Source organism: Mesorhizobium sp. WSM4906 (genome assembly GCF_029674625.1).
Classification (GTDB): domain Bacteria; phylum Pseudomonadota; class Alphaproteobacteria; order Rhizobiales; family Rhizobiaceae; genus Mesorhizobium.
The window spans coordinates 1,899,786-1,911,800 of record NZ_CP121355.1 but is presented as its reverse complement, the minus strand read 5'-3'; the positions used below and the strand labels follow the sequence as shown (position 1 = coordinate 1,911,800).

The following is a 12,015-nucleotide window of genomic DNA, read 5'->3' as shown; positions in this document are numbered from 1 at the left end:
GAGGGGCCGATACGCGGCAAAAAAACACTCCGCCCTCAAGCAACCTTGCGATCGGACCGGCGCGCGAATATCTCCTGGACCTTGGCGGCTATCGCCTTGCCGAGGTCGTGGTTGTTCTCAGCAGTGAAGTGGATGCCGTCGCAGCCGTCGGTGGTGATGAAATCTCCGGCGTTGAGGAAATCGACCTTCATGAAATCGGCCATGGCGCGATACTCGGCCGCGAGCGCGGCGGTCTTCTCATGGCCGCCCGCGAACATGCCCTGGAAGAAGGGATGAGGCATTGGGGTCAGCGGCGGCGGCGCGACCACCAGCGCTTGCGGCGCCGGATAAGGCGTGCCGACGCCGCCGGCGCTGGTGAGGATCTGGCCGACGAGCTTGGCCATGCCGTTGGCGACCTCGTAAGGCGTGCGGCGGAAGAACGACTTGGTGTCGTTGGTGCCGAGCATGACGATGACGAGATCGAGCGGCAGGTGGCTGGCGATGGCCGAGGGCAGATAGGCACTGCCGTTGAGGCGCGGATCGTTGGGATCGTCGAGGCTGGTGGTGCGGGCGCTCAAGCCTTCCTCGATCACATGGTATCCGTCGCCAAGATGCGAGGCCATCGCACCCGTCCAGCGGTCCTGATAGGCGTAGCGATGCGTCGGCGATCCCTCCATGACCGGGATCCATCCCCAGGTCAGCGAATCTCCAAAGCACAAAATCGATCTCTTGGTCATGTCTCCAATCCATTTTTCCGTATGCGATTGATCATTGGCCATTCCGGCCTCGTCCCCTCAAAAATGCCGTCACGTCGACCTGCTCCTGATCCCGTAGAGGATCGCCGCAAGCAGGATGATGAGGCCCTGCGCGATCAGCTTGCCGGGCTCGTCGACGCCGAAGGTGGTCATCACGACGAACAGCAGCGCGAACGACAGCACGCCGAAGAAGGGACCCCAGACGCCACCTTCCCCGCGGCCGAAGACGACGCCGCCAAGGATGGTTGCGGCGACCGCCAGGATCGGCAGGTCGAGGCCGACCCTGACGCTGCCGACCGCGATCGACGCCGTCTGGACCAGCGCCGCAACCCCCGCGAACAGGCCGGCGAGCGTATGCGCAAGCACCACCGTGCGAGCCACCGGGACGCCGGAGAAATGTGCCGCCTGCACGCTCTCGCCGACCGAGGTCACATAGCGGCCGAAGACCGTGCGTGACAGGAACAGCGACAGCGCGGCCGAAACCGCTACCCAGAAGATCACGGGCGTCGGCACCGGGCCGAGCTTGGTGTTGTAGATGTCGCCGAACATGCCGGGCACATCGCCGGGCGGCTTGCCGCTGGACAGATACTGCACGATCCCGACGAGAACGATGCCGATCGCAAGCGTGACGATGACGGCCGAGACCCGCCTGACTCCGACCATCAGGCCGTTGAAGAACCCGACGGCGAGGCCGATGGCCAACGCCAGGACAATGAAGAAGGTCATGGAGGCGCCCGGAAAGACGCCGGACGAGATGGTGTAGTTGATGAGCAGGATGACGCCGCCGCCCGACAGGTCGATGCTTCTCACCCGCATCACCAGGAGCTGGCCGAGCACCAATATGCCGAGGGGCACGATCTGGCGCACGAATATGCCCATGACATTGAGGTTGAGCATGTTCGGCCGCGCGATCCACAAAACCAAAAGCAGCCCGGCAAAGACGTAGTAGGCCGGCGGGATGCGAAGCAGGCGGCGCATGACGGGGTTGGTGAGAGCGGCAGCCACTTACAACCCCATTTTCTTGCGCGATTGCAGGGCGACCACCAGAAGCAGGATCGCCCCCTTTATTGTGGTCTGGATGAAGGGCGACACATTCGTCAGGTTCATGCCGTTGGCTAGCAGCGCCATGACGAGCGCGCCGATGACCGTGCCGTGCAGGCTGCCGATGCCGCCGGAAAGCTGGGTGCCGCCGATGGCAACCGCCGTGATCGCGTCGAGCTCGAAGAGCAGCCCGACATTAGGGTCGCCCGAGACGATGCGCCCGGCGAGGAAGACGCCGGCAAGGGCCGCGAAACATGCGCAGATCACATAGGCGAGGATGACGTTGCGCCTGTCGGCAATGCCGAAATTATGCGCCGCATCCTCGACGCCCGACGACACGCCGCCGCCGATCGCGAAAAGGTGCAGCCCGAAGCGCGAGCCGTAGACGAGCTTCCAGGCAACCGCGAGGGTGAAGATCCCCCAGAATACCGGCATCGGCACTCCGAGGAACGAGCCGGCGACGGCGCTGATGACGATATCCGGCACGGTGCCGCCGGACACTGGCCGCAGCACCCGCGTGATGCCAAGCAAAATGTACTGCATCGACAGCGTCGCGATGATCGGATGCACGTTGAAGCGCGTGATGATGAAGCCGTTGGTGAAGCCGACCAGCGCGGCCAGCACGAACACGGCCGGGATCAGCAGCCAGGCGGGTCCGCCAAGCGCAAGCACCGCCGTCGTGAAGCTGATCATCGAGCCGACCGAAAGATCGAGCCCGCCGAGCAGGATGACGAACATCTGGCCGACCGCGGTAATGACGAGCGGCATCGCCTGCGGCACCAGATTGAGCAGGTTCTCCCCATTGAGGAACTGCGCGGTCTCGAGGCTCAGCCAGAGCGCGATCGCCAGCGCGATCAGCAAGGGCAGCATCCACATGCCCTGGCGCGATCCCCTTGCGCCCGTCAGGCGTTTGCTGATGGCTGTCATCGGCGCTCACCTCGTTTACTATTGGCCTCCCCATTGGCGCTGAGCGCCGCGTCGAGGATGTTGTGCTCCGTGGCTTCGGCTGCAGGCATTTCCCTCACGATCGTGTCGTTGTGGACGACGCAGATGCGGTCGCAGAGCCCGATCAGCTCGACCGTCTCGCGCGACAGCACCAGCACCGCGCCGCCCTTCTGCGCAAAGTCGCGCAGCAGCCGGTAGATCTCGGATTTTGCGCCGATGTCGACGCCGCGCGTCGGCTCCTCGACGAGCAGGATGTCGATGTCGGCGGCGAGGTAGCGGCCGAGCAGCACCTTCTGCTGGTTGCCGCCCGACAGCGTGCCGACGGCGGCGGTCGGGCCGCTCGCCTTCACCGCAAGGCTCGACATCGTGTCGGCGATCAGACGCTGATAGCCGGCGGCGAGCGCCAATTCCGACCGTTTCGAATGGAGCGCGGAAACGATGTTGTGCGCGACGGAGAGGCCGAAGAACAGCCCGTCCTCCTTTCGGTCCTCCGGCACGAAGCCGACGCCCATCGCCTGCAGCCGGCGCACCCCGCCGCCAGGCGGCACCGGCAACGGCAGCGACTTGCCCTTGATCGTCACACGGCCGGCGAAAGGATGGTATTGGCCGACCAGCGAGCGCAGCAGGCGCTGCTGGCCCTGCCCCTCCAGGCCGGCCAGCGCGACGATCTCGCCGCGGCTGAGCGACAGCGAGAACGGCCTGGAACGCTCGGTGATGCGAAAATCCTCGACCGAGAGCACAACGGGTTCGGGGGCATTGCCGCGCTGCGGGAAGAGGTCGGCGAGCTCGCGACCGACCATCATCGCGATCAGCGAAGCCGGAGTCATCTCGGCGACCGGCCTGGTCCCGACGAGTTCGCCGTCCTTGAGGACGGTGACGGTGTCGCAAATGGCGAAGATCTCGTTCATGCGGTGCGAAATGTAGACCACCGCCTTGCCCTCATCCCTCAGCCTGCGGATGTGGCGGTTCAAAACTTCGACGTCGGCGGCGTTCAGCGCCGCCGTCGGCTCGTCGAGGATGAACACGCTGGCATCTGTCATGATGCCGTGCGCGATTTCGACGAATTGCCGTTCGGCGATGCTGAGCCTCGAGACCAGCGTGCCCGGATCGAGCGCGAGGCCGAGCTCGGCAAGCGCCCTGCCCGCCTCGCGCCGCATGCGCCGGCGGTCGATACCGCCGAAGGCAGTGGTCGGTTCACGACCGAGAAACATGTTCTCGGCGATCGTCAGGTTGGGCAGCAGCGACAGTTCCTGGAATACGGTCGAGATGCCGGCTTCCAGCGCATCCTTCGGCTTGTGGAAGACGACCTGGCGCCCGTCGCGAACGATGGCGCCACTGTCCGGGTGATGGACGCCGGCGAGGATTTTCATCAGCGTCGATTTGCCGGCGCCGTTCTCGCCCATAAGCGCGTGCACGGAGCCGGATTGGAGCGTGATCGAGACACCCTTCAGCGCCGCCGTGCCGGCGAACGCCTTGCGGATATCGGACATTTCGACGAGGGTTTTCACGAAACAAGCACCACTGCATCCAGGAGAGTTTCCGCGGCGCGGGCGACGTCGCCGCCGCCCGCGCCGCGATGGCGCCGCCCTTTACTTCTTGGCGTAGAACTCCTTGAGCTTGTCTTCGGGCAACTCCGACGGCCACCAGACATTGGCCGAGAGATCGTCGCGATAGTATTTCTTGACCTTCTCGAGATCCCAGCCGGGCGGGTTGTAGTCGTAATGCTTCTTCAGTTCCTTGCCTTCGAGCAGGGCCACGGCGGCGCGGATGCCTGCGGCGCCCTGGGCCGGGCTGTATTCTGCCGAGATCGACTTGAAGCCGTCAGCGATCCATTGGCCGAAGAAGCCGTTGTTGCCCTCGCCGGTGATCGGCGGGATCTTGGCGCCGAACTGCTTGAAGACGTCGACGCAGGCGCGCGTCATGTCGGCGCCGGAGGACCAGATGCCGTCCACCTCGGGGTTGTTCAGGTAGAGTGTCTCGCAAAGCTTCTTGGCCTTGTCGTACTGCCAGTCGCCATGCTCCTCGGCGATGATCTTGACGTCGGTTCCCTTCAGCGCCTGCAGCAGGCCGTTGTAGCGGTTGGTGTCCTCCGGATGGCCGGCGAGCCCGCGCAGCACCCAGATGTTGCCCTTGCCGCCGAGGTCCTTGACCAGGAAATCGCCCATCACCTTGCCGAAATGCTCGGCGCCGCCCTGGATCTCGGTCGTGAACGCGTCGGATTCGATACGGCCGGTGTGTACGATGACAGGGATGCCCGCCGCGACGGCCTTGGCGATGCTGGCGTCCGCCGAAGTGGACGTGACCGGCTGGACGATTATGGCGTCGACCTTCTGCGCGATCAGGTCCTCGATGTCGGCGACCTGCTTCTTCTGGTCGAAGCCGGCATCGAGCAGGATGAACTTGGCGATGCGCTTGTCCTTGGCGGCGGCAGCCTCTGCTTCATGCGCGACCTGCACCGTCCAGGTGTTCGCGTTGACGCCGAAATGGCTCATGCCGATGACCCAGGGCGCATCCTTCTTGAACTTGCCGGCCTCGACCGTCGGATTGTCGCCCGCGCGGGCGGTAACCCCATCCAGCAGGGACACGTCGTCGGCGAACGAGGGAGCGCACAACATCGTTGTCGCGATCACCGCCGCTGCGATTGATTGGATAATCCGTCTCACTGAGCCATCCTCCTTCTCAAGCTCCACCGACCCTGGATGTCAGGGTCGCAACTTCCCCTGCGACGTCCGGCCATGGCCGAACGCCGCATCTGCCGGAGACTCCGGCACTGCTGCAGTTCATTGCTCAACCTGCGCGCCAAGGCGGCTGGAGACATGGCTCCAGCGTTGCCGCCATGCGTCATGGCGGCCCGTCGGCGCAAAAGGTTCGGGGCATTCCTCCCAGGCTCACTTCAACCATCGATCCGAACGGCTGTCAATAATTATTCAGAGTGATGGATTATCTTTGCGGCTTGCGCTACCTTTCCGCCAAGTGGCAGGGTCGCTGAATGACGGACGACGGACTCTCGTCCGATTAACCTCTGCAAATCAGAACCTTGGCAGCATCGGAGGAGGAGCATGCGATCGGTCTTGTGCTACGGCGACTCCAACACGCATGGGCAGGTACCCGGCGGCACGCCGCTGGACCGCTATGGTCTTTCGGAACGTTGGCCCGGCGTCATGGCAAAGGAATTGGGAGCCGGCTGGCATGTCATCGAGGAAGGCCTGAGCGGCCGCACGACCGTGCGCGACGATCCGATCGAGGGTGCCCACAAGAATGGGCGCACCTACCTCAAACCCTGCCTGCAGAGCCACGCCGTTCTCGATCTGGTCATCATCATGCTGGGCACCAACGACCTCAAGGCGCGCTTCAACCAGCCGGCCTCAGAAGTCGCGATGGCCATGGGCTGCCTTGTCTACGACATCAAGGAGCTGAAGCCCGGCCCGGGCGGCAGCGTGCCGGAGATCATGATCGTCTCTCCGCCGCCGATGCTGGACGACATCAAGGAATGGCGGTCGATCTTCTCCGGCGCGCCGGAGAAGTCGCGGCAGCTGGCGCTGGAGTTCGAGATCATCGCCGATTCGCTTGAAGTGCATTTCTTCGACGCGGGTTCGGTCGTCACCTGCGACCCGCTCGACGGGTTCCACATCAACAGGCAGGCGCATGCGCTGCTGGGCAGCGCGCTGGCCCGCGAGGTCGAGGCAATCGGGTGGCCGGATGAGAAGTGACCGCGGCATAGGGGTGTCCCCCACGACCGATTGCGAGAGGACGCACCATGCCTGACATGCGCTTTGCGCCGCCCAACCCGCTTCGCATCGCGGACCGCGCCAGCGGCCTCAATGCCGTCAGCGTGCGCGGCTACAACGAGCGTCTCGTGCTGTCGCTGCTACTCCAGAGCAAAGGCATCACCCGTCTCGAGATCGGCGAGCGGACCGGCCTGTCGGCGCAGACGGTGTCCGTCATCGTCCGATCGCTCGAGCAGGAAGGGCTGATCGCCAAGGGCGAGGCCCAGCGTGGTCGTGTCGGGCCGCCGACAGTGCCGATCTCTCTCAACCCGGAAGGCGCCTACTCCGTCGGCATCAGCGTCGGCCATCGGCAGGTGGAGGTCGTGCTCGTCGACTTCGTCGGCTCGATCCGCTCGCGCACGGTGCTGCCGTTCTCGGCGACCGCGCAGGACACCAACCATCCGCAATTCATGAGCGCCATCGCCACGGCCATCGCCAATCTGCCGCAGCACCTTCACCCGCGCATCGCCGGCATCGGCCTTGCCTTGCCCGGCGATCAGGCCGAGCTCGAGCTGACGCCGAAGGCGGCCCGCGAGCGGTTCGACGCCCTGCAGGAGGAGGTCGAAAGGGAAATCGGCTACCCTGTCTATGTCCAGAACGACATCACCGCGGCGGCCGGCGGCGAAAGCATGTTCGGCGTCGCGAAACACCTTTCGGACTACCTTTTCTTCTATCTCGGCGCGCGCCTGCACAGCCGCCTGGTCCTCAATCATCAAATCTACAACACCGCCGCCGCGGTGAGCTTCGACGTCGGCATCCTGCGGCTGGAGCAGGAGATCCGGAAGACAGGCAGCTCGCCCTCCGAGCTCTGGGAACGAGGCGCCGACTGGCCGTCGTTTGGCGATGCCGAGACCGCATGGCAACGCGACCTTGTGGAGCAGATGAAGTTGTCGATAGGGGCGCTGAAGCAGTTCGTTCCCGTAACCTCGGTCGTCCTGTCCTCCTACGCGCCGCAGGCGGTCTGCAAGGCGATCTGCCGCGAGCTGGAGCAGGCCATGCCCGGCATAACCGCCATTGCCGGCAACATCGAGCGTTCGCCCAAGGCGGTAGGAGCGGCGAGCCTTCCCTTCAGCTCACGGTTCATGGTGGAATAGACGTTTACAGTGGCCGAAGGCTGGCGACCGGGCGACGCGTCCCTGTCAGGCCGCCGACGCGCACCACCGTCACCTTTCGATCGGCGACGTATAGCGAAGATAGCGCGTCCTGCGACACGCCCTCGTCGGTAATCACCTCGTCGATCTCGGAAATGTCCGAAAGCGTGCAGAAACCGGCCGCTTGAAGTCGGTCGCGGCTAGAGCAATTCCAGGAAAAGTGTGTAGCGGTTTTCGTCCGGAATTGCCTAAAACAAATAGTTGGAGCGGTTCAGCGTTTCCGTGAAACGATGAAACGCTCTAACGAGCCGGCCGGGTCAGCCTGAGATAATTTCGTAGTGAAGTATCTGGGCGTCGCCGAGAGACGATCTGCGTCCAGGCGAGATGACGCCGGAGCCGAAGAGGAGAATATCTTCGCGGCGCACGAATACTTCATGGCCGGGTCCCATCGACACAAATGTGCCCGACGAGCTTCGCTCGATAAGCCGGGCCTTGCCATTCGAAATGGTGAAGGTCGCGTGGTGCCTTGAGACCCATGGCCGCTGGACGACGATGTTGCATTCCGGAGATCGGCCGATCGTCACGAATTCGTTGTTTCGGCAGGATCCCAACTGATCTCCATAGCGGATGACCAGATTGATCTGCCGCGGCGGCGCGGAGCGCCTTTCGATAATGGTGCCCCGGCTGGCGATATGCGTGCTGAGGGCCCCATCGTCGCTCCCCAGGGTATAGACATCGAAGAGTTCCTGCTTCCCCTTGAAGGCCATTTTGTCGAGAAGCCGCAAGGCACCGCGGCTGCCCGCGGAAAGCGCTTCGAAGAAGCTCTGGCTGATCAGCACCTCCCCGGGGTTGGCGGTGGTGGACAGCCTTGCGGTGACATTGACAACATCGCCGAATACCGCGCCCCGCGCGCGAATGACCGCCCCGAAATGCAATCCGATCCGGGCGTTCAACGGCGCTCTCGTCATTTGGCTGTTGATTTGGCAGACGGCCCTCAGCGCCGCCTCCGGTCTCTCGAACAGGCTGAGCACGTCATCGCCCTTCGAGTAAATGAAGTCACCGCCGTGCTGGGCGACGATCTCGCGTATCGCGTCGAGGCAATCCGAGACCTGCCGCAGAGCGGCATCGTCGCCGATGCGCTCATAGAGCGGCGTGCTGCCCACGACATCCGCCAAGAGGACTGCGGCTAGAAGCCTTTCCTGATCCATCGCCTCGTATCCGCCCCGAGAACGCAGCGTGTATAACATACCAAGGTCAACTTTGACTTATCTACTTGCGCGCCAGGGCGCTGGCGCGACCGGCAAAGTGCTTTGGCGCGATCATGTCGGACGGACAGGCATCTGCCGTCACTCATTCCACCAAACGGTGATCGGCCTCAAAAATAGCAGCGACAAAGAGTTTCGTTTCCCTAACCCGGGCTGCCCGCCGCCGGATTGGTAATGATGGCCGCCCGGAAGCGGGCGACGAAATCGTCGAGCGCCGGGCGCTCGGCATCCGATATCGCCCAGTAGGAGAAGGCATCGTCGGTCCAGTGAACCAAGAGGAAGCCGCCGGCCGACAGGTTGTCCGCCACCGGCACGGATTTGGCTTCGTTCTGCCGCGGCGCCGCCACCAGGGTGATCAGGTGCTCGTGATGGCGGTAGACCAGAGCCGGCATCGGTCTGTCGCCGATGACCTCGACCCGTCCGCCGAGCAGCGCATAGCCGTCCTTGGCCATGTCGGGCGCCGGCGGCGACACGCCGAGGCGGCCGTCGAGCCACGGCTTCACCGTATGCCGGTCGGATGAGACGATATCGACAGGCGTCGCTGCAAGCAGGCTGCGGCGATGGCCGTTGGCGACGTCGACCGCGAAACTGTCGGTCGCATTCTCCATCATCAGCCATTGCGTCGCGCCGCTGGCGAGAAACGCCGTCAGCACGATCGAGGCCGCCATCTGGCGCCAGTCGAAGGAGTTGAACCAGCGTGACGCGCGCGGCGGCATCTCTACGACGTTGCCTTGCTGCTGTTGCCGCGCGGACGGCTGCGCTTCCTTCATCGCTGATTGAGCCTGCGCCGCCTCCGCGACCTCGGGATCCTTCACCTCGGCGATGGCCGCGATGCGCGCCAGGAAGTCGTTGCTGACCGCCGGACGCGGCATGCTGGCGACAGCGCTGCGCAGCGCCACAAGACGCGCATGTTCGGCGGCAAGCTCGGGATCGGCGGCGATACGCCGCTCGACGGCAAGTGCGGCCGCGGCGTCGAGCTCGCCATCGACAAGGGCGTGGATCATCAGCTTCATATCCTGCGGGTCTTCCGGCAATCCGTCCTCGCGCGGGCGATTTTCATGCGGGCTCATCGTGGCGCCCTCCAATATCCGTCATCAGCAGGCTGCGCGCCCGCGCCAGCCGCGACATCACCGTGCCTTGCGGCACACCGAGCATGGTCGCGATCTCGCGGTAGCTGAGGCCGTTTATGTCGCGCAGCACCAGCGTTTCGCGAAACGCATCCGGCAGCCTGGCAATCGCCGCCTCTATCGCGGCCGAGTTCGCCTTGGCGATCAGCGCCGCCTCCGGGCCGTCTGAGCTGTCCGGCGGCGACACGTCGTCGAGATCGGCGAGATCGCCGACGGCGACCACGGCGCGCGGGCGGTTGCGCGCCATCCATGTGTAGGAGGCGTTGCGCACGATGGCGAGCAGCCAGGCGCGCGGATTGCCCCCGGCGAAACCGGCAATACCGGCATGCGCCTTGAGGCAAGCCTCCTGCACCACATCCTCGGCGTCGGCGGCATTGCCGGTCAGCCAGCGAGCGAGCGACAGCGCATCGCTGAGATGCGGCAGCACCACCTCGGCAAAACGCGCGGCCAGCATTCTTTCGCTCAACACCGTCCCACCGTCAGGCGCTCCCGCCAGGGCTTTGCGACCACCCTCAACGGGAGGCGACGATCCGTCCCTGCTTGCGCGGGAGAAGATCGCGATCGCAGGCGAAGGCGCCTGCTTTGGTGGAGGTGAAGGCATTGGCGTCACCGGAGTCAAGCGTCTGGCAACGGAACGGCGCATCGCCGCGTCAGGCCCGGAGGCATGACGGCGAGGCCAAAAGCATTTCGGTCCAGCTCAGCCGCTCCAGGGGCCAGCGGCGGCTTATGCCTTCTCCCTGCCTCCCGGCGTTCGCATCGTCACGATAGGTCATCTCGGTCTCCTGCGACGCCGTGAGCGGCATCTGCCCGGAAGACCGGTGGAACCGTCGGTTTATTCCCGAACGCTCGCCAGTTTCGATCACGCTGACGTGATCGATGTCGCCTGGCCTTGCCAAGTGGACAATCCCGGACGGCCCGGCGCCGACCGTCCAACTCGGTCTGCGAGGCCGGCCGCGATCAGATGCGTTGACCGGTCTTGGCGTCGAACAGATGCGCCGAGGCGCGGTCGATTTCGATCCGCACGGCCTCGCCCTGCTTCAATGCAAGCCGCTCGCGGAAAAGGCAGGAGATCATCTCCCCGCCGCAGTCGACGGCGGCGAATATCTCCGAGCCGGTCGCCTCCAGAAGCGTGACGGTGCCGGCAAGGCCTTGGCCGGTCGCTCGGATATGTTCGGGGCGAATGCCGTAGACCAGTTCCCTCCCCGCGGCCTCGGTCGGCCGGATGCCTTCCGGCAGCGGCAGCGTCAGCCCGCCGGCACTGCGAAAGATGCCCTCCTCGATGCGGCCGTGGATGAAGTTCATGGCGGGCGAGCCGATGAAGCCGGCGACGAACAGATTGGCCGGACGGTCGTAAAGATCGAGCGGCGCGCCGATCTGCTCGACAAGGCCGTCATGCAGCACGACGATCTTGTCGGCCATGGTCATGGCCTCGATCTGGTCATGCGTGACATAGATGGTTGTGGTGCCGAGCCGCTGATGCAGCGCCTTGATCTCGCCGCGCATCTGGACGCGCAATTTCGCGTCGAGATTGGAGAGCGGCTCGTCGAACAGGAACACCTGCGGATCGCGCACGATGGCGCGGCCCATGGCGACGCGCTGGCGCTGGCCGCCCGAAAGCTGGCGCGGATAGCGGTCAAGCAGCTTCTCGAGGCCGAGAATGCTTGCTGCCCGCTTGACCCGGCTCGCGGTGTCGGTCGGGTCGGCTTTCTTGATCTTGAGCGCGAAGCCCATATTGTCGGCCACCGTCATATGCGGGTAGAGCGCATAGTTCTGGAACACCATCGCGATGTTGCGGTCTCGCGCCCTCAGATTGTTGACGACGCGCTCGCCGATCGCGATCTTGCCGGCCGAGATCGTTTCGAGCCCCGCGATCATGCGCAGCAGCGTCGACTTCCCGCAGCCCGACGGTCCGACGAGGATGACGAACTCGCCGTCGGTGATGTCGACGCTGACGTCGTGAATGATCCGGGTCGCTCCGAAGGCCTTCTGCACATTGTCGATGGTTACCGATGCCATTGCGTCTCTCCAAAAAGAATGAGGGCGGA

The 12,015-nt window shown here is 64.5% G+C and carries 11 protein-coding genes; 2 read left to right on the top strand and 9 right to left on the bottom strand.

Annotation, left to right across the window (positions count from 1 at the left end):
* Window positions 1–35: 35 nt before the first annotated feature.
* From QAZ22_RS09040 to QAZ22_RS09020, 5 genes are all read right to left on the bottom strand, one after another.
* On the bottom strand, window positions 36–716 hold the full coding sequence (locus QAZ22_RS09040; RefSeq protein WP_278206380.1) for an SGNH/GDSL hydrolase family protein: 681 nt from the start codon (window positions 714–716) through the stop codon (window positions 36–38).
* Between the two features lie 69 nt (window positions 717–785).
* Window positions 786–1,739 (bottom strand): ABC transporter permease, encoded by a 954-nt coding sequence (locus tag QAZ22_RS09035; RefSeq protein ID WP_278206378.1) that lies wholly within the window; start codon window positions 1,737–1,739, stop codon window positions 786–788.
* On the bottom strand, window positions 1,740–2,702 hold the full coding sequence (locus QAZ22_RS09030) for an ABC transporter permease (protein ID WP_278206376.1): 963 nt from the start codon (window positions 2,700–2,702) through the stop codon (window positions 1,740–1,742).
* Window positions 2,699–4,228, bottom strand: a complete 1,530-nt coding sequence (locus QAZ22_RS09025) for a sugar ABC transporter ATP-binding protein (protein WP_278206375.1) — start codon at window positions 4,226–4,228, stop codon at window positions 2,699–2,701. The genes QAZ22_RS09030 and QAZ22_RS09025 overlap by 4 nt, the downstream gene beginning before the upstream one ends.
* Window positions 4,229–4,309: 81 nt before the next feature.
* Window positions 4,310–5,335, bottom strand: a complete 1,026-nt coding sequence (locus tag QAZ22_RS09020) for an ABC transporter substrate-binding protein (protein WP_347566950.1) — start codon at window positions 5,333–5,335, stop codon at window positions 4,310–4,312.
* A 444-nt stretch (window positions 5,336–5,779) separates the two neighbouring features.
* On the opposite strand from QAZ22_RS09020, the gene QAZ22_RS09015 reads away from it, so the two are divergent.
* Entirely contained in the window at window positions 5,780–6,430 is a 651-nt protein-coding gene (locus QAZ22_RS09015; RefSeq protein ID WP_278206372.1) for an SGNH/GDSL hydrolase family protein, read from the top strand.
* A 47-nt stretch (window positions 6,431–6,477) separates the two neighbouring features.
* Window positions 6,478–7,581: an ROK family transcriptional regulator gene (locus tag QAZ22_RS09010; protein WP_278206371.1), complete on the top strand. Its 1,104-nt coding sequence runs from the start codon at window positions 6,478–6,480 to the stop codon at window positions 7,579–7,581.
* A gap of 314 nt (window positions 7,582–7,895) precedes the next feature.
* Here QAZ22_RS09010 and QAZ22_RS09005 read toward each other — a convergent pair whose 3' ends face one another.
* The 4 genes from QAZ22_RS09005 to ugpC form a co-directional block, all read right to left on the bottom strand.
* Entirely contained in the window at window positions 7,896–8,786 is an 891-nt protein-coding gene (locus QAZ22_RS09005; protein ID WP_278206369.1) for an adenylate/guanylate cyclase domain-containing protein, read from the bottom strand.
* 200 nt (window positions 8,787–8,986) lie between these two features.
* Entirely contained in the window at window positions 8,987–9,913 is a 927-nt protein-coding gene (locus QAZ22_RS09000) for an anti-sigma factor (RefSeq protein ID WP_278206367.1), read from the bottom strand.
* Window positions 9,900–10,424, bottom strand: coding sequence for a sigma-70 family RNA polymerase sigma factor (locus QAZ22_RS08995; RefSeq protein ID WP_278206365.1), 525 nt, complete (start codon window positions 10,422–10,424; stop codon window positions 9,900–9,902). The genes QAZ22_RS09000 and QAZ22_RS08995 overlap by 14 nt, the downstream gene beginning before the upstream one ends.
* A gap of 503 nt (window positions 10,425–10,927) precedes the next feature.
* A complete protein-coding gene (ugpC, locus tag QAZ22_RS08990) occupies window positions 10,928–11,986 on the bottom strand; it encodes a sn-glycerol-3-phosphate ABC transporter ATP-binding protein UgpC (protein ID WP_278206364.1) in 1,059 nt (352 codons plus the stop codon).
* Window positions 11,987–12,015: the final 29 nt, after the last annotated feature.